At 41.7% G+C, this 19,765-nt stretch carries 19 protein-coding genes and 1 other RNA gene; 13 read left to right on the plus strand and 7 right to left on the minus strand.

Annotated features, from left to right (window positions below):
• Positions 1-12 precede the first annotated feature (12 nt).
• The gene (locus FG28_RS18010; RefSeq protein ID WP_036385347.1) at positions 13-363 is read left to right on the plus strand and encodes a four helix bundle protein; all 351 of its coding nucleotides are present in this window, start codon (positions 13-15) and stop codon (positions 361-363) included.
• Positions 360-1,079, plus strand: coding sequence for an RluA family pseudouridine synthase (locus FG28_RS18015; protein WP_051947473.1), 720 nt, complete (start codon positions 360-362; stop codon positions 1,077-1,079). Before FG28_RS18010 ends, FG28_RS18015 begins: the two co-directional genes overlap by 4 nt.
• Here FG28_RS18015 and FG28_RS18020 read toward each other — a convergent pair.
• Positions 1,076-2,620: a hypothetical protein gene (locus FG28_RS18020; RefSeq protein WP_036385350.1), complete on the minus strand. Its 1,545-nt coding sequence runs from the start codon at positions 2,618-2,620 to the stop codon at positions 1,076-1,078. The two genes, FG28_RS18015 and FG28_RS18020, sit on opposite strands and share 4 nt — an antisense overlap.
• Before the next feature lie 146 nt (positions 2,621-2,766).
• On the opposite strand from FG28_RS18020, the gene FG28_RS18025 reads away from it, so the two are divergent.
• Positions 2,767-3,939, plus strand: coding sequence for a 2-isopropylmalate synthase (locus FG28_RS18025; RefSeq protein ID WP_081894451.1), 1,173 nt, complete (start codon positions 2,767-2,769; stop codon positions 3,937-3,939).
• Between the two features lie 41 nt (positions 3,940-3,980).
• Positions 3,981-5,099 carry a 3-isopropylmalate dehydrogenase gene (gene leuB, locus FG28_RS18030; RefSeq protein ID WP_036385352.1) on the plus strand — a complete coding sequence of 373 codons (1,119 nt, stop codon included), beginning with the start codon at positions 3,981-3,983 and terminating at the stop codon, positions 5,097-5,099.
• Here the strand turns inward: leuB and FG28_RS18035 are convergent.
• Entirely contained in the window at positions 5,096-6,343 is a 1,248-nt protein-coding gene (locus tag FG28_RS18035) for a peroxiredoxin (RefSeq protein WP_036385353.1), read from the minus strand. The genes leuB and FG28_RS18035 overlap by 4 nt on opposite strands.
• A gap of 129 nt (positions 6,344-6,472) precedes the next feature.
• Here FG28_RS18035 and pheT point away from each other — a divergent pair, with 129 nt between their 5' ends.
• The gene (gene pheT / locus FG28_RS18040; RefSeq protein WP_036385355.1) at positions 6,473-8,890 is read left to right on the plus strand and encodes a phenylalanine--tRNA ligase subunit beta; all 2,418 of its coding nucleotides are present in this window, start codon (positions 6,473-6,475) and stop codon (positions 8,888-8,890) included.
• 2 nt (positions 8,891-8,892) lie between these two features.
• On the opposite strand, the gene FG28_RS18045 is transcribed toward pheT, so the two are convergent.
• Positions 8,893-9,429, minus strand: a complete 537-nt coding sequence (locus FG28_RS18045; protein ID WP_036385358.1) for a fasciclin domain-containing protein — start codon at positions 9,427-9,429, stop codon at positions 8,893-8,895.
• Positions 9,430-9,644: 215 nt separating this feature from the next.
• Between FG28_RS18045 and FG28_RS18050 the strand changes: the two genes are divergently transcribed.
• Complete coding sequence (locus FG28_RS18050; protein ID WP_036385360.1) at positions 9,645-10,364, plus strand: hypothetical protein; 720 nt, start codon at positions 9,645-9,647, stop codon at positions 10,362-10,364.
• Here the strand turns inward: FG28_RS18050 and FG28_RS18055 are convergent.
• On the minus strand, positions 10,361-11,989 hold the full coding sequence (locus FG28_RS18055; RefSeq protein WP_036385363.1) for an ABC-F family ATP-binding cassette domain-containing protein: 1,629 nt from the start codon (positions 11,987-11,989) through the stop codon (positions 10,361-10,363). The two genes, FG28_RS18050 and FG28_RS18055, sit on opposite strands and share 4 nt — an antisense overlap.
• Positions 11,990-12,156: 167 nt before the next feature.
• Here FG28_RS18055 and FG28_RS18060 point away from each other — a divergent pair, with 167 nt between their 5' ends.
• A complete protein-coding gene (locus tag FG28_RS18060; protein WP_036386845.1) occupies positions 12,157-13,542 on the plus strand; it encodes a redoxin domain-containing protein in 1,386 nt (461 codons plus the stop codon).
• Between the two features lie 56 nt (positions 13,543-13,598).
• Here FG28_RS18060 and fsa read toward each other — a convergent pair whose 3' ends face one another.
• From fsa to ffs, 3 genes are all read right to left on the minus strand, one after another.
• The gene (fsa, locus tag FG28_RS18065; RefSeq protein ID WP_036385365.1) at positions 13,599-14,255 is read right to left on the minus strand and encodes a fructose-6-phosphate aldolase; all 657 of its coding nucleotides are present in this window, start codon (positions 14,253-14,255) and stop codon (positions 13,599-13,601) included.
• A gap of 42 nt (positions 14,256-14,297) precedes the next feature.
• Positions 14,298-15,107, minus strand: coding sequence for an SDR family oxidoreductase (locus FG28_RS18070; protein ID WP_036385367.1), 810 nt, complete (start codon positions 15,105-15,107; stop codon positions 14,298-14,300).
• A gap of 23 nt (positions 15,108-15,130) precedes the next feature.
• Positions 15,131-15,229: signal recognition particle sRNA small type (gene ffs / locus FG28_RS20500), an RNA gene on the minus strand.
• A 76-nt stretch (positions 15,230-15,305) separates the two neighbouring features.
• On the opposite strand from ffs, the gene FG28_RS18075 reads away from it, so the two are divergent.
• The 6 genes from FG28_RS18075 to FG28_RS20700 all read left to right on the plus strand — a co-directional run bounded on the left by FG28_RS18075 (position 15,306) and on the right by FG28_RS20700 (position 19,701).
• A complete protein-coding gene (locus tag FG28_RS18075) occupies positions 15,306-16,370 on the plus strand; it encodes a glutaminyl-peptide cyclotransferase (RefSeq protein ID WP_231562652.1) in 1,065 nt (354 codons plus the stop codon).
• Positions 16,370-16,759 carry a thioesterase family protein gene (locus tag FG28_RS18080; RefSeq protein WP_036385369.1) on the plus strand — a complete coding sequence of 130 codons (390 nt, stop codon included), beginning with the start codon at positions 16,370-16,372 and terminating at the stop codon, positions 16,757-16,759. Before FG28_RS18075 ends, FG28_RS18080 begins: the two co-directional genes overlap by 1 nt.
• Positions 16,759-18,315, plus strand: coding sequence for a choice-of-anchor Q domain-containing protein (locus FG28_RS18085; RefSeq protein ID WP_036385371.1), 1,557 nt, complete (start codon positions 16,759-16,761; stop codon positions 18,313-18,315). Before FG28_RS18080 ends, FG28_RS18085 begins: the two co-directional genes overlap by 1 nt.
• 129 nt (positions 18,316-18,444) lie before the next feature.
• Positions 18,445-19,179, plus strand: coding sequence for a LytTR family DNA-binding domain-containing protein (locus FG28_RS18090; protein ID WP_036385373.1), 735 nt, complete (start codon positions 18,445-18,447; stop codon positions 19,177-19,179).
• 138 nt (positions 19,180-19,317) lie between these two features.
• Entirely contained in the window at positions 19,318-19,482 is a 165-nt protein-coding gene (locus tag FG28_RS20695; protein WP_156102326.1) for a hypothetical protein, read from the plus strand.
• 21 nt (positions 19,483-19,503) lie between these two features.
• Positions 19,504-19,701 carry a hypothetical protein gene (locus FG28_RS20700; RefSeq protein ID WP_156102327.1) on the plus strand — a complete coding sequence of 66 codons (198 nt, stop codon included), beginning with the start codon at positions 19,504-19,506 and terminating at the stop codon, positions 19,699-19,701.
• Positions 19,702-19,765 lie beyond the last annotated feature (64 nt).

Here is a 19,765-nt window from a genome sequence, read left to right on the forward strand (position 1 = left end):
AAATTCCTACTTATGCATCGATTCAAAGATTTGGACATATGGAAATTAAGTCGAGAATTCTGTTCTGACATTTACAAAATAACTGGAAGCTTTCCTGAAACGGAAAAATTCGGAATTTCTAATCAACTTAGACGAGCAGCGGTTTCTATTCCCTCAAACATTTCTGAAGGGTGTTCGAGAAAATCAAACAAAGACTTTTCAAGATTTTTAGAAATAGCTCTTGGTTCAATGTATGAAGTAGAAACGCAACTTCTAATATCAAATGATTTAGGCTTTTTGTCAGACAAAACATTGGGATTCTTAACCGACAAATTGAACTCAATCATAAAAATGACCTCCAAATTCAAATCCACTCTGAAGTGAATTCCAAAAATCCAAAAGACCAAAAATCCATCAAATCCAACCCCACCAACCTTCAAGTCCTTTATGAAGACAACCACCTTATTGTAGTCAATAAAAGAGTGGGCGATATTGTTCAGGGAGACAAAACAGGAGACACGCCACTAAGCGAAGTAGTAAAACAATACCTCAAAGAAAAATACAACAAGCCCGGCAACGTGTATTTGGGCGTGGTGCACCGGCTGGACAGACCCACTTCGGGGATTGTACTCTTTGCCAAAACCTCAAAAGCCCTACCCCGACTCAACAAATTGTTTTCGGAAGGAAATACCAAAAAAGTCTATTGGACCGTGGTCCAGAATGCGCCGAGAGACCACCAAGAAACGTTGACGCATTGGCTGGTTCGAAATCCCAAACAGAACAAGTCCTATGCGCATGACAAGGAAGTAGCCAACAGTAAAAAAGCGGTTCTGGAGTACCGACTCCTTAAAAAACTGGATAACTATTACCTGTTGGAAATTGATTTAAAGACGGGTCGACATCATCAAATCCGTGCACAATTGGCAGCCTTGGGCAGTTACATCAAAGGAGATTTAAAATACGGGGCTGATCGAAGCAACAAAGACGGAGGCATCCACTTGCACGCTCGAAGTTTGGAATTGGAACATCCCGTGCAAAAGGAAATCATGACCTTTGTGGCTCCGCCACCGGAAGATCCTGTTTGGAATGCCTGTCTTTAACGGGTAACCGCAAGTGCTTTTTCGCGGATAATCTGACCTACGGGTTTATTTTCCAAATGGCTTTCTAACCATGAAAGGATGTCCAGGTACAGGAATGCCCGTTTCTCGTAAGGGTGATTCTCGTATTTTTTCAACTCGTTGTAGAGTTTTTGGAACTCATTCTTGAGCTCATGCGGGTAAATATCTCCCAAGCCTCTCAAAAACTTGATCATCTCTTTTTGAACAGCATGTAAGTCGTTCATTTTCAATAAGAACTTATAGGTGCTTTTAAGTTGAACTTCCAAGTGATAGTCCATCCCTGCCTCATAGTGTGCCACAAGACTCAATACCCGGGCGAAGCACATCAAATCTTCGCGCATTTTCAGGTTTTTGTTGGAAATAATCTTTTTTAAATAGACAATACAGTTTTTGTTGTCTCCATTTCCGAAGTACAAACAGGCAATCTTATAATAAAGCAGCATAATGTGGTGCTCATCTATCCGTTCCCTGTGCTTTTTGATGCCATATTCTATAATATTGACCAGATAGAGCCCCTTGTCAAAAGTGCCTTCCAAGAAATGAAGGTTGAGTTTATTAGAGTTGATGTACAAAAACGCCAAGGAAGCAATATTATCGTTTTGCGGAAAATTTGGATTTTCCACCTGTTTTTCCAAACGGTCCAAGGTTTCCTTAAACTGGGAAGCATATTTTACAAAGAAAAGCGACTCCAAAAGGTAATGGTTCCCTTTTAAGAAAAAAACCGGATTCAATGGAATCATCTCCTCGTTTTCGTAGAAAAGGTCTACCCATTTACTGGCATATTTGTAGGCTGACAAAAAGTCCTGAATCAACAAACTATACCAGAGATGAGCTTTGTACAGCCAAAGCTTCTCCCGAAATCCCAGTTTCTCCAGTTCATAGGTAGGCAAATGGGTTTCAAAATAGGTTTTTACTTTTTGTAGGTCTTCATCACTTCGCACATAGCCCACTTTCAGCATCATTCCGTACAATTGTAAGGAAAGGTTGGACAATTTGCTTGCCATCACATTTAAGGCGGAGAGTTCCTTGGCCTGCACCGCAAGTTCATCGGCCCTATCTGGAATGCTTCGGGTAATGTATTGGGTCTCAATAACTTTTTCCAATTCCACAATCTCGTAGGCCACATTTTTTTCCTCATGCTCAATAGCGAACGTTTTGGCCTTGTCCAAAATTTTCAAGCTTTGCTTGTACAACCCTTTTTGGTACAGGATGGTGGCAAAATCCAATTGCTCCCTAATCTGCACACGTGCATTTTGGTTCACGGGATTTAAACGAAGACTCACCAAGATTTGTTTGTACAAATGCGCTTTTAGGTTGGAAAGCTGTGCCTTTTTTACGATGCCACTCTCCAAAATTTGTCGCTCGTCATACCTCCGTAACTTGTCCAAAAGATTAAAAAGCGCCAAAAATTTCGCATCCGTATTGACCCCCAATCGGCCAACATACAGCTTAAATTGGCGTTTTTCCGATTTGGAAAGCGATTTTATCAACACGAACAACGCGTCCTTACTGGCATTTGTCATCGTAAAAAATATAATTTAACTATTTGTATTTCAATATATTACATTATAGTGAATACAATTTAACGTTGTAAAGGGTTCCAGCCCTTTTTTATTCTTCCCTTATCCTTGTCTATTTTCGTAGTACTTAGAAGAAACAGACAAAAATAATGGGTAAAGATAAGGTACAAATTTTTGATACGACACTGAGAGACGGAGAACAAGTTCCTGGATGTAAGTTGGACACGGAGCAAAAATTGGTGATTGCCAAGCGCCTGGATGATTTGGGCGTGGATGTGATCGAAGCTGGCTTCCCAATTTCCAGTCCTGGCGACTTTAAATCTGTTGAAGAAATTTCAAAGTTGGTCAAAAATGCAACGGTCTGTGGGCTAACCCGCGCTGTTAAAAAGGACATTGAAGTGGCCGCCGAGGCCATCAAGAAAGCAAATAAACCAAGAATACATACGGGAATCGGAACATCGGATTCCCACATCAAGTACAAGTTCAACTCTACCCGCGAAAAAATCATAGAGCGTGCCGTGGATGCCGTTGCCTATGCGAAAACTTTTGTGGAAGATGTTGAGTTTTATGCGGAAGACGCCGGACGTACGGACAACGAGTTTTTGGCACAGGTCTGCGAAGCGGTCATCAAGGCCGGCGCCACTGTGCTCAATATTCCTGATACCACTGGATATTGCTTGCCCGAAGAATACGGTGCCAAAATGAAATACTTGAAGGAAAATGTTAAAGGTATAGACAAGGCCATCCTTTCCTGCCACTGTCATAACGATTTGGGCTTGGCCACGGCCAACTCCATTGCCGGTGTGGTTAACGGAGCCCGACAAATTGAATGTACCATCAATGGTATTGGAGAACGTGCAGGGAATACTTCTTTGGAGGAAGTGGTGATGATCTTGAGACAACATCCTTACCTTAATTTGGATACAGGCATCAACAGCAAACTGCTTTGGGACACAAGCCGAATGGTCTCCCAAAAAATGGGAATGCCCGTGCAGCCCAATAAAGCCATCGTAGGGGCCAATGCCTTTGCGCACAGCTCAGGAATCCACCAGGATGGTGTCATCAAACAACGTGAGACGTATGAAATCATCGACCCCAAGGATGTGGGCGTCAATGAATCCTCTATTGTATTAACTGCAAGAAGTGGACGTGCCGCTCTAGCTTATAGAGCCAAAAAAGTAGGGTACGAACTTACCAAAATACAGTTGGATGCCGTCTACGAAAATTTCCTGAAGTTTGCTGACGTTAAAAAAGAAATTTTGGACGAGGATATCCATCAAATTGTGGAGACCAGCAATATCAGCATCCAAAGCATTGCGTAATTTCCAACCACCAGTTTTAAAATTTTAATCCCGGTTACTAGATGAATTTGAATATTGCTTTGCTCCCTGGAGATGGTATAGGACCCGAGGTGTTGGCCCAGGCAGTAAAATGTTTGCAGGCTGTTGAGGAAACGTTCAATCACCATTTTGTTTACAAAGAAGCACCTGTAGGTGCCATCGCCATTCAAAAAAAGGGAACTCCCCTACCCGACAATACGCTAAAACTCTGTAAAGAGGCCGATGCTGTGCTTTTCGGAGCTATCGGTGACCCAAAATATGACAACGACCCCAATGCCAAGGTTCGTCCCGAACAGGGTTTGTTGAAGTTACGCAAAGAGTTGGGTTTATTTGCCAATATCAGACCCGTACAGGCATATCCCTCTCTAATCGATAAATCGCCCCTAAAAAAAGAAATCATTTCTGGAACTGATTTTCTCATTTACAGAGAGTTGACCGGAGGTATTTATTTTGGGGAGAAAAAATTGAATGAAGAAGGCACTGTGGCCTCTGATCTTTGTGAATATTCCGAAGAAGAAATAAGCCGCATTGCGCATTTGGCCTTCAAGGCAGCAAAAACGAGAAAAAAGAAACTCACTTTAGTGGATAAGGCGAATGTCCTGGAATCTTCCCGACTATGGCGAAAAGTGGTTGCCAAAATCGGTGAAAGCTATCCTGAAGTTGTATTGGATTTCCTATTTGTGGACAATGCGGCCATGCAAATCATTTTAAATCCAAGTCAGTTTGATGTCATCCTTACCGAAAATATGTTCGGGGATATTATTTCCGACGAAGGGAGTGTCATTGGAGGTTCTATAGGACTACTGGCCTCGGCTTCGGTTGGTGAGGAAAATGCCCTGTTTGAACCCATTCACGGTTCATTTCCGCAGGGAGCAGGAAAAGATATTGCCAACCCCATTGCCTCCATCCTATCCGCAGCGATGTTATTGGAACATTTTAACCTTATCGAAGAGGCAGTTGCCATAAAAAAAGCAGTGGACAAAGCCTTGAAAAGGGGAATCGTTACTCCAGACTTAAAGCCCAAAAGTCAATATGGGACCAATCAAGTTGGTGATTTTATCGCCCACAACATTGTGGATATTGAGGATGATTTCAATATGAACGATGAAAATATCGATTTAGGCAAATCCACCATTATTTAATCCGCAGAGATTTCGCCTGTCTCTTGAGTCAATGCTTCAATAGTTTCGGCAAACTGTTTTTTAAACTGCTCGTACTTTTCACCGGTTGCAGGACCGTTAAAGCCCGTATGTATTTTTTTCACTTCCCCATTTTTATCAATATAAATGGTTGTGGGGTACGATAGAATATGATTCAACATGGGCAGTTTCTCATTTGCCTTTTGCTTATTGGAGGTGCCATATTGTGCTAAAAGGATAGGATAGTCAGCTCCTGTTCTTTCTTTAAGTCGGGAAATCCCTTCAAAAGCCTTCTCTTTGGTCTTTGCATATTCAAAAGCCAAGGCTACCAGTTCAATATTCAATTGCGGGTGCTTTTCCAAAAAATCGACATAAAATCGGGTTTCATCCAAACAATTGGTGCACCACGTGCCCATAATCTGCACCAATACTGTTTTGTTTTTAAATTGAGGGTCCGAAAGGCTCACCATTTTGCCGGTAGGATCAGGAAACGAAAAATCGAATTTGTCGTAACCTTCTCTAAGATACGTCAATGAGTCCGCATCCGGAAGTTCAAAGGCTTCGTTACGGGCACCCAAAAACTCTTGAACCGAATGCCTTCCTGAATAAAATGTACCATCCAATGTACTATCCGTAACCTGCGCCATGAACAGGTACACGTGGGAGCCGTCAAATGCGGAAAGTTTCATGCTATCCCCTGTCACCACACCTTCCAAATAGCGATAATCTCCAGTTTTTGTTCTAAACGTACCTTTTACCTTATTGCCGTTTTGCATGAAAATGCCCTTTGCTGGATATTCATCTTCGGTATTTACCTTAAAATACGCTTCCCAAATGCCTGAAATGTTCACTTCGGCGGGGTCATTTACTTCAAAGCGATCTTTCTTTCCGTACGCTGCACTAAAAGGAACACTCCGCTCCTTACTTTCCTCAACAAAGTTTCCTTGCATCGTGTTCTCGGAAAAAGTGCCTATAAAGTGGCCATCGAATATGGGCATTCGAATAGTGATGGAATCGCCGTCGACGCTTATTTCATCCACCGTGATTTCTTCTTCCGCATTATACATCTTCATGAGGTATTTTCCATCTTCATCCAAAGAAAGTGTAAAGTTAAAAGGCAATGATTGCGAATCGGAAACCTTCATTTTACCCAGCCAATCCCCTAAGGTCAACTTCTTCGGTTCTTCCTTTTTGCAAGATGCAATCAACAGTGCAGCAGTAAGTAACAGCACACAAATTCTTCTCATACCTTGAAAGATTTTTCCTAAAAGTAGCAAAACCGATCCAAAACTTACAATTCCATTCGACTTATGGACACTATTTACGTTGAATCTATCCCCCCATTGTTTTATATTTGTCGACTCTAAAATTGGGGTATGAAGATTTCTTACAACTGGTTGAAGCAGTTTTTGCAGATTGATTGGGACTCACAGAAAACCGGGGAATTATTGACGGATCTAGGTCTTGAGGTTGAGGGCATTTCCAGTTTTGAATCCGTCAAGGGAGGATTAAAGGGAATAGTTGTTGGACATGTACTAACCTGCGTACCTCACCCCAATGCGGACCGTTTAAAATTGACCACGGTTGATGTTGGTCAGGAAACCCCATTACAAATTGTTTGTGGCGCTCCCAATGTGGCAGCGGGCCAAAAAGTTCCTGTGGCCAACATTGGAACTACACTGTATACCAAAGAAGGAGAGGCTTGGCAAATTAAGAAAGGAAAGATTCGTGGCGAGGAAAGCCAAGGCATGATCTGTGCTGAAGATGAATTGGGTCTGGGTGATAGTCATGATGGTATTATGGTGCTGAACGAATCCCTGGCACCGGGCACTCCATGTTCCAAGGTTTTTGAAATAGAAAATGACGAGGTTTTTGAAATAGGGCTCACACCCAATCGTGCCGATGCCATGAGTCATTTTGGAGTGGCCCGTGACCTTAAGGCCGGTTTGGAACAAAAGGAAATCCAAAAAGAGTTGGTAACCCCTTCCACGAGTAACTTTTCCATTGATAACCGCTCCTTGAAGATAGATGTTGAAGTCAAGGACAGTAAACTTGCTCCCAGATATTGTGGTGTTACCATAAGCAATCTTATCGTACAGGATTCACCCGATTGGTTGAAGAACCGTTTAAAAGCCATTGGCCTGTCCCCCATCAACAATGTGGTGGATGTGACCAACTACGTGCTACATGAATTGGGGCAACCTTTGCACGCTTTTGATGCCTCAAAAATCAAGGGCAATAAAATTGAAGTGAAAACGCTTCCTGCCAGGACAAAGTTTAAAACCCTGGACGAGGTGGAGCGCGAGCTTCATGAAGATGATCTTATGATCTGTGATACCGAAAAACCCATGTGCATTGCCGGGGTTTTTGGTGGAATTCATTCAGGTGTAACTGAGCATACCTCAGCCATTTTCTTGGAGAGTGCCTATTTTGACCCTGTTTCCATCCGCAAAACAGCAAAAAGACATGGGCTTAACACAGATGCATCGTTCCGATTTGAACGCGGCATTGACATCAACATGACCGAGTATGCCTTGAAAAGAGCTGCTTTGTTGATTCGTGAGATTGCCGGAGGCTATATCAGTTCAGAATTGGTAGACCTTTATCCTAAAAAGCCGCAGGAACGACAGGTGTTCTTGACCTTTGACAAAATCAACTCCTTGATTGGGCAAGAGATTCCAAGGGACACCATTAAATCCATATTGTCTTCCTTGGAAATCCGAATCAACAATGTCACCGAATCAGGTTTAGGGCTCACCATACCAACCTATAGGGTGGATGTGACCCGTGAGGTAGATGTAATCGAAGAGATTTTAAGAGTCTATGGGTACAACAATATCGATTATAAAGAAAAGTTGAACGCTTCCATTGCCAAGACATCCCGATTTGAAAACCACAAAATTCAAGATGTAATCGGAAATATGTTGGCGGCCCAAGGTTTTTATGAAATCATGACAAATAGTTTGGTTGCTTCTGAAACAGAAGGGATTGGTAGTGAAGATGAAGCCGTAAAGATGCTAAATCCGTTAAGTGCCGACCTTTCAGTTCTGCGGACTTCCATGCTGTTCTCAGGATTGCAAACCGTGAGTTTCAACCACAATAGACAGAAAACCAATCTCAAGTTTTTTGAATTTGGTAAAACCTATCATAAATCCAATGAGGAAAACCTAGAGAAACGGCATTTGTCCCTTTTCATTTCTGGAGACCGGGCTAGTGACAGTTGGGCAGTGCCCTCAAAAAAAACCGATTTCTTCTTCCTTAAAGGTATTGTTGAAAGTTTGTTTGAACGGTTGGGATTGAAGGATATTGAAACAAGGCCTCATTCAGACTCCGTTTATGCGGAAGGACTATTGTGCAGCAAAAATGGAGCGGTGTTGGCTTCTTATGGATTGGTAAGCAAAACCATTTTAAAGAAGTTTGATATTAAACAAGATGTTTTGTTCGCTGATTTCCATTGGGATTCCATCCTGTCATTGGTGAGCACCCAAAACATAGTCTTTCAGGATATCCCAAAATTCCCAGAGGTAACCCGGGATTTTGCCCTGTTGTTGGATGAAAACGCCTCTTTCCAAAAAGTGTACGACATTGCTTGGAGCACGGAGAAAAAGTTATTGAAAAAGGTAAACTTATTTGATGTGTATACTGGCAAAAATCTACCCGAAGGTAAAAAATCCTATGCCGTAAGTTTTACGCTTATGGATGAAAAGAAAACCTTGACCGATAAGCAAATCGATAAAATTATGGGCAAACTCTTGGCCCAGTACCAAAAAGAATTGGGAGCAGAACTACGCTAGACTCACATTTGAACGGGAAGAATCACGCTGTCAATTTCATGGATGACCGTGTTTCTTTGGTTGACATCAGCCGTAGTGATTCGGGCTGTATTTCCTATAGGGTCGGTTAAAACAATGTCATAACCATCCAAATGTGCCAATAATTTTTTCCCTTGAATAGTGGTAAAACTAGCTTTTCCATTGCCCCTGCACATGGCACGTAAAATTCGGGAAGCCGTTAAATGTCCTGCCACAATATGGTATGCCACCAACGACTTCAACGCGCTTTTGTCCTGCGAGTTGATCAACTGATTCATTTTCTCGCTTGAAAACCGCTCGAAAGCCGCATCCGAAGGTGCAAAGATTGTAAATGGTCCTGCGTTCTCGAGAACATCATCCAATTGAGTGGCTTCAACGGCGGCAGAAAGAATTTTATGGTGGTCTGTACCTATTGTGCTCTGGGTTATGGGAGAACTGGATGAACCGGTACTTTGTGAATATATTGATGTGCTAGCAGTAAAAAAAAGGCAGAGCAAAATTGTAGCAAGGGGGGCTTTCATAGGTTGGTTCTCAGATTTGGGTGGTGGTCAATTTAGTATGGTTTTACGATTAAAGGTCAAAATCTTCGATAAGATACATTATTTTGTTAAAACAACAGGCATTTTTTTTGCTTCAAATTTGATTTAACGAAATGTTAACGCAGTGTTTTTATAAAGCCTGTCCGTTATCAATAGTTCAATTCATTAACTTTGAATGAATTGCTAAGAAAACAGGTATGATTTTTAAGGGAACTGACATTGAAGAAAAGCTCCAAAGAATCAGGAGCAGACAGAAAAAAGAAGCTCAAATTTTACAAGAAGTCCAAGAAATTTTACAAAAGGACACCTTGAAAGAAGAGAAAATTTCCACGGAACTCGCTTCAAAAAACAAATCCAACTCCAATGATTTTGTTTTTGATCTTTTGGATTCTGATAAAATCTTCCACATAGATCAAATAAAGGAAATCTGCATAGATTATAGGCTTCGCTTTTTGGACAGCTCCTATTTTAAGGGGAAGATTCCACAAAATGCCATTTCCAAAATAAAACAATTGGAGGCATCCCATAACACCGAACTAAAAGGGTACAAAATTATGGCACCTTCCAAACTATTTAAGTTGGAGGACAAAGATGACCCCCTTCTCTTCGCTCCCATTGGAAACGATTATTTTTATTTGGTCCACAAATGGGGCAATGACCTGCACCCGTTTCGAAAACTTTTGGCATGGCCCTTTAAGAATATTGTGAACCTCACCTTGCTTGTAGTTTTGATCAGTTATGTGGTGACGCTTATGGTACCCGATGGATTGTTTTCAAAAAACAATTCCACCGCCGAGTTTTGGATCATTTTCTTTTTTATGTTCAAATGTATGGCATCCGTGGTTATCTTTTACGGATTTGCTTTGGGCAAGAACTTTAATCCCGCCATTTGGAACAGCAAATATTTTAATGCCTAGACCGGAACGGCGTACATTTTTTCCCGTTGCTCTTTAATGGACTTATCAGACATGTAGTCGTCAAAGGTCAAGTAACGGTCAATGGTGCCTTTTGGGGTCAATTCTATGATTCTATTGGCCACGGTATGCACAAACTCGTGATCGTGGGTGGTCAATAGAATGGTGCCTTTAAAGTTTTTCAAGGAATTGTTGAAGGCCGTAATGCTTTCCAGGTCCAAATGGTTGGTGGGTTCATCCAATAACAACACATTGGCCCGAAGCATCATCATACGGCTCAGCATGCAACGGACTTTTTCTCCACCGGAGAGTACGGTGCATTTTTTCAAAGCCTCTTCCCCACTGAACAACATTTTTCCCAGAAATCCGCGGATGTAGACCTCTTCGCGTTCCTCCTCGGTCTTTGCCCATTGGCGCAACCAGTCCACCAAATTAATGTCCTCTTTGAAAAAATCGGAGTTGTCCGCAGGCAAATAGGACTGTGTAGTGGTCACGCCCCACTGGTACGAACCGGAATCAGCCTTGGTTTTTCCCGCTATAATATCGTAAAATGCAGTTGTAGCTCTAGAATCTTTGGAAAGAATGGCCACTTTATCGCCTTTTGCCAAATTGATGTTCACATTTTGAAACAGCACATCCCCATCTTCGGAGGTGGCGGAAAGTTTCTCCACATTCAGGATTTGATCTCCCGCTTCACGTTCACGGTCAAAAATGATAGCTGGATACCTTCGGCTAGAAGGTTTAATGTCCTCCACCTTCAGTTTATCCAACATCTTCTTTCGGGAAGTAGCCTGCTTGCTTTTGGCCACGTTGGCGCTAAATCGTTGAATAAATTCATTGAGCTCTTTGGCCTTTTCTTCAGCTTTCTTGTTCTGTTGCGCTCTCTGTCGGGCCGCCAACTGGCTACTCTCGTACCAAAATGTGTAGTTTCCTGAGTACAGATTGATTTTTCCAAAATCGATATCGGCAATGTGGGTACAAACAGCGTCCAAAAAGTGTCTATCGTGGGAAACCACAATTACGGTATTTTCATAATTGGCCAAAAAGTTCTCCAACCAATTGATGGTCTCGTAGTCCAAATCGTTGGTAGGCTCATCCATGATCAGTACATCAGGGTTTCCGAACAAAGCCTGGGCCAACAACACCCGTACTTTTAATTTAGAGTCCATGTCGGCCATGGTGGTGTAATGCAAATCTTCAGTAATCCCCAAGTTTGATAAAAGTGCGGCGGCATCACTGTCTGCATTCCAACCGTTCATTTCCTCGAACTCTACCTGCAACTCCCCTATCTTCTCCGCATTTTCATCCGAGTAATCGGCATAAAGGGCATCTATCTGCTTTTTGATTTTATACAAGGGCTTGTTTCCCATCACCACAGACTCCAATACCGTAAATTCGTCATACGCGTTGTGGTTCTGCTCCAAAATGGACATACGTTTTCCCGGTTCCAGATGAACATGCCCCGATGTAGGGTCCAACTGCCCTGACAAAATCTTCAAAAAAGTGGATTTCCCAGCACCATTGGCCCCAATGATACCATAGCAATTTCCATCGGTAAAGCTTACGTTTACTTCATCGAACAATACGCGTTTTCCAAACTGTACGGATAAATTGGATACTGATAACATGCAACTATTATTTTTTTGCAAAAGTAGCTAAAACCAATCCGTAAATCCAATTTAAGTACACATTATTAAAAGCCACAAAAACACAGTTTTACAACATTTAACTACACATTAACAAGCTCAGCTAACAGGTATCCTTAATTTTGTTTGATAAATGTATGGTTCCCTATATGGTTAGAATTCTACTCGGCCTCATCGTATTGTCAACTTTTGGTTGCGCAAATAAAAATGGAGAATGTGCCTCCGTTTTCTTTGGCGGTGAGATTGTCAATCCTACCAGCGACTACGTTGTACTCTACCGGGATGACGCTTACATAGACTCGGTGAAGCTTGACGACAACAACCGTTTTTCCTTTACGCTACAAGGAATTGATGAGGGACTATACCACTTTGATCATGCTCCCGAACTACAATACATTTATTTACAGGAAGGCGATAGCCTTTTGGCGCGTTTAAATACGGTTGAGTTTGACGAATCCTTGGTCTTTTCCGGGACTGGAAGCGAGGTGAACAATTTTTTGGTTGAAATGTTTTTGGCCTATGAAAACGAAGAACCCCAGGTTTACGAATATTATCCATTGCCTCCGGAAATTTTCAGCAAAAAAATTGATTCGTTGCGTGAAATAAAGATCAATCACCTTAATGAGCTTGTAGCAGACAGTGAATTATCGGAGCGTGCGTTGAACATGGCTAGAGCTACCATCGATTACAACAGTTATATCTCAAAGGAAAAATACCCGTTCTATCATAAACGTAAAACCGGTGAAGAGACCATACATGACCTTACAGGTTCTTTTTATGCATACCGAAAGAATATAAATCTAAACAATAGGGACCTGACCTATTTTAGACCCTATTTTGATTTTATGAAATGGCATTTTGGGAATATATCCTATATGACCTGTTTGAAGGATTGTGGTGATGACCAAGAGGCGGTAAGTGACCGTCTCCACTTTAACAAACACAAGCTTTATTTGGTGGACAGTTTGGTTGCAGAAAATGAAATCAGGGATATCCTCTTCAGGAACATTGCCGTGGACTATTTGTTGAAAGAACACAATCCCAGTCAAGAATGTCAAGCTTTTATCGATAAGTTCAACACGCTTTCTTCCAACGAGGAACACAAAGCCGAAATAGACCATCTTTACAAGGGAATCAAGCACTTACAGCCCAATAATGTTCTTCCCGATTTTAAACTCAAGAACACCAACAACCAAGAGGTTACCTTGAAACAAATCGTTGGCAGGAAAAAAAACACGGTGATTTACTTTTGGACCGCTTCGCAGAAAAAACCTTTCAGAGACAATATCAAACAAGTGGCGGAACTGAAAAAAAAGCATCCTGATTATAACTTTGTGGGCATTAACCTTAAAACAAGTTACCCGCAATGGAAAATGCTTGTAGAGGAATATAATCTGGATGAGAAGAGCCAGTTTCATGGGGAGAACTTCAAGGAAATACAAATGGCAATGATCATTGACAAAATCAACAAATGTGTTATTACCAAGGATACCGTAATTGTTGATGCCTTTGCCGACCTCTACACTTCCCTCTAATCAAAAAAACCCTGAAAACTTAATTTCAGGGCCTCTTTCAACTTTACGTTTATTTTTTAGGAATTTCCTTTTTTGTAGTCTTCCAAGAATTTGGCCAGACCAATATCCGTTAATGGGTGCTTTAACAAACCATCAATGGATGACAATGGTCCTGTCATGACATCTGCACCTAGTTTGGCACAATCAATCACGTGCATAGTGTGACGGATAGACGCGGCCAAGATTTGGGTTTCAAATCCGTAGTTGTCATAAATCAACCGAATTTCCGATATTAGGTTCAATCCATCAGTAGAAATATCGTCCAAACGCCCCAAAAAGGGAGAAACATAAGTAGCCCCGGCCTTAGCGGCCAATAAAGCCTGCCCAGGAGAGAATACCAAGGTACAATTGGTACGAATACCTTTATCTGAAAAATATTTCAATGCCTTTACACCATCCCTGATCATAGGCACCTTTACCACTATCTGCTCGTGCAATTCGGCCAACTCCTCACCTTCTTTCACAATATTATCAAAATCTGTGGCAACAACTTCGGCTGAAACGTCCCCGTCAACAATGTTGCAGATGTCTACATAGTGTTTTAAAATATTGTCCTTTCCTGTAATGCCTTCTTTGGCCATAAGTGAAGGGTTGGTGGTAACACCGTCCAAAACCCCCAATTCCTGCGCCTCTTTTATCTGGTCTAGATTTGCGGTATCAATAAAAAACTTCATGCTTTCTTATTTTCAATTTTATTTGTACTTAGAAGTGTAAAACTACAACTTATAATGGTTGATCAATAGTTTTTCGTAGACTTTATCGGGTAAAATCTTCTTTAAGATAAGGGAAAACTTTTGTAAAAATGCCCCAACGGGATTGTGCACCTTGGGCCGTTTTTGGTTGATGATCTTGTACACCGCCTTAGCCACTTGAATGGGATCCCCTCCACTATCCACATCATTGTTGATGGCGTCAATAGTTTGGGCGTATTTATCCTCGTAGGGCGATCCGTCCAAAACAGGGGCATGATACCTTCCTGCTGCAATATTGGTGACGAAATCACCTGGTGCTACATTGGTAACGATTACACCAAAATCTTTGGTTTCCATCCTAATGGCTTCGGTAATAAGGCCCAACGCACCTTTAGTGGCCGAATAAAACCCACGGAAAGGCAATCCCATATACCCAGCAATGGAGGTAATGTTCACAATAGCTCCTCCACCCTGTTTGCGCATTTGCGGAAGAACAGCCTTCATCATATGCACCGGACCGTGCAGGTTAGTTTCAAAAACATTAACTATTTCCTCATAGGGGGTTTCCTCAATGGGACCAGTGATGCCCACTCCAGCATTGTTGACCAAGACATCCAGTCGACCTTCTTTGGAAATAATCTGGGAAATAGCTTTTTGAATGCTATCTGCATCTTTTACATCCAACTGTACCAATTGGAATGCATCAAAATCAGGGTAATTCTTTGGATTTCTGGTGGTACCGTATACTACATACCCCTTGGAAGTCAGAAAAGTTCCAATAGACTTGCCAATACCAGATGAGCCGCCGGTGATCAGAACAACTTTTTTATCCATTTTAGCTGAGTTCAGGGAACAAAAAAAGGCAAGCTACCTACATCGCACCGCTACGACCATATACCCTTGCTGCGTTCCCGCCCTGGGGGATTCTACAGGAGCTGGTCGTGTAGGACTTGCCAATTGCAAATATACGACCTTTTAAATTTGTCACAATCCTATTTCATCCTTAATTTCGAAGATCAAGGATCTTTTATCATGAAGCATGAATTAAAAACTATGGTAAAACTGCTTTCCATTTCTGGCTTTTTACTTTTTTTTCTGGGCTGCGGAGGGGAAGCGGACCCATCCAAACACTTTTCCATTCAATTGGAAGATAAGAATGTACAGCAAAACCAAAAGGTGGGCGTTGTCCTAAAGAACAAAAAGGACATTGCCATTTCAGAAGTCCATTATTTTATGGATGGGCAAGAACTTCCGCTGGAAGATGGTAAACTTACCCTTAATGTACCGACTTTAGGGAGCAAAGTCCTTACCGCCAAGTTCAATATTCAAGACCAACCCGTTGAGGTGGAAGAAAAGGTGCGTCTCTTGGCTCCATCCGCTCCAGAGATATACACCTACGATATCCTAAACACCTACCCGCACGACCCCACGGCCTATACCCAAGGGTTGGAATTCAGTAACGGAATTCTTTATGAAAGTACGGGTAAACGTGGAGCATCCACAGTTCGTAAGGTCAATTATGAAACGGGCGAAGTCCTTCAAAAAATAGCATTGGAAAATACGGTTTTTGGTGAAGGCATTACCATCCTTAATAATAAGCTATATCAATTGACTTGGCAAAGTGGAATGGGGTATGTGTACAATCCTGAGAATCTGGAGCAAATCAAGACCTTCACCTATGGTGAGAGTCGAGAAGGTTGGGGACTCTGCAATGACGGTGAAAAACTCTACAAAAGTGATGGCACGGAAAAAATCTGGTTTTTAGACCCCGAAACCCTTCAAGAGCAGGGCCATATTGAAACCGCTACCAACAAGTCCATCTTTAACAAGGCCAACGAACTGGAGTATGTAGATGGTAAAATCTATGCCAATGTCTACCAAAAAGAGAGCATGATGATCATTGATGCCACCTCTGGTGCCATAGTAGGTGTGGTGAACTTTGGGGGACTAAAAAGCAAGGTGAACCGTGGACCGGAATGGGATGACACCAATTCCGTGCTGAACGGCGTTGCCTACCATCAGGAAAAAGGCACCTTCTTTGTCACCGGAAAGAACTGGGACAAATTGTTTGAGGTGAAAATCCGTAAAAAAGACTAATGCAGACCCATACCGAAACCTTTGAAGTACGATTACAAGACTTGGACGACCTAAACCATGTTAACAACGTCCGCTATGTAGAATGGATCCAGGAAATCTCCAAAAACCACTGGCAGGAACTTACCACGGAAGAGATTCGTAAAGAAATGGTCTGGGTGGTAAAAAACCACAATATTTCCTATCACAAATCTGCCGTGCTGGGCGATACTATTCAAATGAACACCTATATCAAGAGCAATAAAGGGCCAATTTCTACGAGAGTAGTGGAAATCAAAGACAATAAAACGGGCCAACTTTTGGTTAATGCCCATACGGAATGGTGTCTTTTGGATGCGAAAACCTTTCGTCCCAAACGCGTACCAGAATCCGTCCAAAAACTCTTTGAATAGTGTGTCAATGGTATTTAAAATGGTCTTTTGTAGCATTTACGGCGCTCCTTGTCATTACAACAGCTTCTTGCCGTAAGGATTTTGAATATGTCCCCAGTACGGGCAACTTGGAGTTTTCCAAGGACACTGTTTTTCTGGACACCATCTTTACCAATATTGGAAGCAGCACCTACACCTTAAAGGTTTATAACCGTTCGGACGAAGACATTTACATTCCTTATGTAGGTTTGCAGACTGGACAGAACAGCAGTTACCGACTTAATGTTGACGGACTTCCCGGCAAAGAGTTCGACAATGTGCCCCTTTTGGCAAAGGACAGTCTCTATATTTTTATTGAAACCACCTTTGATGTGTCCCAAACTTTGGAAAATGAATTTCTGTACACCGAAAGTCTTTTGTTTGGAAGTGGTCCTATGACCCAAAAGGTAGAGCTGGTCACGTTGGTAAGGGATGCTATTTTTCTTTATCCCAAAACCCGCTCCGATGGCACCAAAGAATCCTTGGTATTGGGGATGGATGAAAATGGGGAAGAAATTAAGGTGGAGGGTTTTTATTTAGAAGCCGATGAGTTGCTCTTTACAAATGAAAAACCGTATGTCATTTATGGATACGCTGCCGTTCCTGACGGGAACACATTGATCATGCAACCGGGGGCTCGGGTTCATTTTCATAAAAATTCCGGTATTTTGGTGGATGCAGGTGCATCCCTTTTCATAAATGGTGAACTCAGCGAAGATCAAGAAGCTCTGGAAAACGAGGTTGTTTTTGAAGGAGACCGATTAGAACAAGAATATTCCGACCAACCTGGGCAATGGGGTACCATTTGGATTCGGGAAGGCAGTAGCAACAATCAAATCAACCATCTCACCTTAAAAAATGCAACCGTAGGTCTTCGGGTTGAAGGAAATCAAGCGTTGAACACCCCTACCCTCACAATTCATAATAGTCAAATTTATAATAGTCAAAACCATAATGTATGGAGCACCCGTGCATACATTGATGCCGAAAATACGGTCTTGGGAAGTGCGGGAGGTTCATCCTTTTATGGGGAACTGGGAGGAAAGTGCAGCTTTACCCATTGCACTTTGGCCAATTATTGGAACAAGGGCTTTAGAAATGGTGTGGCACTTTCAATTCAAAATTTTGCGATTCTCCCTTCGGGAGATAGGTCCACGGCACCTCTGGAATATGCAGATTTTGTGAACAGCATCATCTTTGGAAGTGCATCTACTGAGCTTGTTCTTCAACAAGATTTGGGTTCAGATTTTAATTTTAACTTCAGCAATTGCCTCATAAAGTTCAATATAAGCGATGGTTCAGTTGACGAAAATCCGCTATATAATTTTGAAAATAGCAGTTTTTACCGTAAAATAGTCTTCAATCAGGACCCTGAGTTTAAAAACCAAACAAAAAACCAACTGAACATACATGAAAACTCTGCTGCTATTGACCTTGCCGCCCCCGACGCTTCACTCACCGTTCCCACAGATATTTTAGGAAACGATAGAACCCAAAATCCGGACATAGGCGCCTATGAATTCGTTACAGATAATTAGTATTTAACGAATTTTTAAGGAGAATTGTAGGAAAAACAACCGTTTTAAGGGCAAACCCCTAGTTTTTTTAAGGGAAAACTGCAATGAGTTTTTTTCGTGCGTTAGTAACTTGCAATCAGTAAATTGCATATGGATTACACCTACGCCATAATCGATTCCAGTGCAGCCTCCAAGCTGCAGTTGCAGCTCTACCTGCAAGAGTATGACGATTTCACCTGCGCAGGTGTGGCCACCAACGCATCAGAAGGGTTGAACACCATTTTAAAATTTACGCCGGATTTGGTACTGATCAATCTTGGCGAAGATGGAATGGATTATTTTCAGATGGTTACGGAGTTGAACCAGTATATGCCCTCGCTTCCTATTATTATAGGGTATTCCAAAACCAAAAAATATGCCTACAATGCCATAAAAAGTGGCTTTTTCGACTATTGGATACTTCCGCACAATGAGTTTGATGTACGCAAGACCATTATGCGGCTTCGCAAACTGCACCCAAAACATCACATGCCCTCTACCATTTGCTTAAAATCGTACAATGATTATCGGTATTTGGACACCAAGGATATTCTCTATCTAAAATCCGATAACAACTCTACGGATTTCTATATGCGAGATGGCAATGTGGTCAGTGCCTTTAAAACCTTAAAGTCTTTTGAGGACAAACTCCCTGAGGGCTTTATAAGGGTACACCAAAGTTATATATTGAATAGCAGGTATGTATCCCGTATTAATTATGGCAAATCTATTTGCACACTCAACCATGACCGGGAAGAAGAACTTCCTTTTTCCAAAACCTATAAGGATAAGATAGACGCCTTAAAGGAAATGCTCTCCAAAACCGCGGTAAAGGCCGTTAATTAGCAAAATTCTAACGCTTTTCTGTAAAATTCTAGCAGAATTGTGTCATCTGCTAAAACATTTGTTGCAACACACCCTGCTACTAGGTGGCTAAATATCTTAGCCGTACAAACCTATTTATTAAACCATAAACCTAATATTATGAGAAGAGCACTAAGTATTTTCGCACTTGCACTACTAGCCGTTGGAATGTATTCTTGCGAACCTGAAACTGATGTACAAGACACCGAAGCACTTATGAAAACTATAGACCAAGAATCTACGGATGGGAAGTCTTCTAACGGTGATACCGGACGTGACGGATAGTATCCAAAGGACAACATAAAAATGAAAAAGGTTGCTACACTTGTCTTGGTCCTTATTTTAACCAGTATGCTTTCGTGCAAAAAAGAGGAAACTGGAATAAATGCACAATCTTTGACCTATAAGGAAGGTGAAATGCACAAAAAGCTTTACTTGATGGAGAAGATTCGTAGCAAAACCCATAAATTAAAGTCCTTTGCGGATGAAGGCAGAGAACTCTAATTCAAAATAATTAAAATACGATCAGCCCCATTTCAGTCAAGATTTGGGGCTTTTTTGTTACCTT

The organism is Muricauda sp. MAR_2010_75, assembly GCF_000745185.1.
Lineage (GTDB): Bacteria > Bacteroidota > Bacteroidia > Flavobacteriales > Flavobacteriaceae > Flagellimonas.

Coding starts and splice junctions, on each gene's coding strand:
- FG28_RS18035 (WP_036385353.1), bottom strand. CDS start 6,343: ATGAGAAGAATTTGTGTGCTGTTACTTACTGCTGCACTGTTGATTGCA.
- FG28_RS18070 (WP_036385367.1), bottom strand. CDS start 15,107: ATGGATAAAAAAGTTGTTCTGATCACCGGCGGCTCATCTGGTATTGGC.
- FG28_RS18080 (WP_036385369.1), top strand. CDS start 16,370: ATGCAGACCCATACCGAAACCTTTGAAGTACGATTACAAGACTTGGAC.
- pheT (WP_036385355.1), top strand. CDS start 6,473: ATGAAGATTTCTTACAACTGGTTGAAGCAGTTTTTGCAGATTGATTGG.
- FG28_RS18020 (WP_036385350.1), bottom strand. CDS start 2,620: ATGACAAATGCCAGTAAGGACGCGTTGTTCGTGTTGATAAAATCGCTT.
- FG28_RS18025 (WP_081894451.1), top strand. CDS start 2,767: ATGGGTAAAGATAAGGTACAAATTTTTGATACGACACTGAGAGACGGA.
- FG28_RS18060 (WP_036386845.1), top strand. CDS start 12,157: ATGGTTAGAATTCTACTCGGCCTCATCGTATTGTCAACTTTTGGTTGC.
- FG28_RS20695 (WP_156102326.1), top strand. CDS start 19,318: ATGAGAAGAGCACTAAGTATTTTCGCACTTGCACTACTAGCCGTTGGA.
- FG28_RS18055 (WP_036385363.1), bottom strand. CDS start 11,989: ATGTTATCAGTATCCAATTTATCCGTACAGTTTGGAAAACGCGTATTG.
- FG28_RS20700 (WP_156102327.1), top strand. CDS start 19,504: ATGAAAAAGGTTGCTACACTTGTCTTGGTCCTTATTTTAACCAGTATG.
- leuB (WP_036385352.1), top strand. CDS start 3,981: ATGAATTTGAATATTGCTTTGCTCCCTGGAGATGGTATAGGACCCGAG.
- FG28_RS18050 (WP_036385360.1), top strand. CDS start 9,645: ATGATTTTTAAGGGAACTGACATTGAAGAAAAGCTCCAAAGAATCAGG.
- FG28_RS18045 (WP_036385358.1), bottom strand. CDS start 9,429: ATGAAAGCCCCCCTTGCTACAATTTTGCTCTGCCTTTTTTTTACTGCT.
- FG28_RS18010 (WP_036385347.1), top strand. CDS start 13: ATGCATCGATTCAAAGATTTGGACATATGGAAATTAAGTCGAGAATTC.
- FG28_RS18090 (WP_036385373.1), top strand. CDS start 18,445: ATGGATTACACCTACGCCATAATCGATTCCAGTGCAGCCTCCAAGCTG.
- fsa (WP_036385365.1), bottom strand. CDS start 14,255: ATGAAGTTTTTTATTGATACCGCAAATCTAGACCAGATAAAAGAGGCG.
- FG28_RS18075 (WP_231562652.1), top strand. CDS start 15,306: ATGAAGCATGAATTAAAAACTATGGTAAAACTGCTTTCCATTTCTGGC.